The sequence below is a fragment of the Paenibacillus sp. VT-400 genome, from assembly GCF_001029205.1.
Taxonomy (GTDB): domain Bacteria; phylum Bacillota; class Bacilli; order Paenibacillales; family Paenibacillaceae; genus Paenibacillus; species Paenibacillus amylolyticus.
In genome coordinates, this window is sequence record NZ_LELF01000093.1 from 1 (window position 1) to 381 (window position 381).

At 28.9% G+C, this 381-nt stretch carries 1 pseudogene; it reads right to left on the minus strand.

Annotated elements, in window-relative coordinates:
• Positions 1 to 89: 89 nt before the first annotated feature.
• Positions 90 to 381, minus strand: a pseudogene (locus tag EL84_RS30490) (hypothetical protein); the annotation flags it as partial.

Genomic DNA, 381 nt, shown 5'->3' on the forward strand with positions numbered 1-381 from the left:
GCCTTGATCACATGATCACCCAATTGCTGAGTATTTTTAGGATTACCAGCTGAATTATTTAAAGAGACATTTAAAGGGAGTGCTATCTGTCACAAAATTTCTGTAGCTGATGGTTGTTTTTCACCATCCTTATAAACTTCAATTCTTGCATTTTCATATTGTTTTATCTCATATCCATCATAAAAAATATTATTTAAAATCAATAACTCATGATTATTTTCAACTTTCACTTCTGTTTCAGTAGGAACATTTAACCCTATATTTATTTTTGAATTAGCTAAAAGTATTTTGTTATAAATACCTAAAATATATTTCCCTTTGTATTCTCGTGACTTAGCCTGAAACTGCTCTATATTTAAGTCATAGACTACTTCAATACAG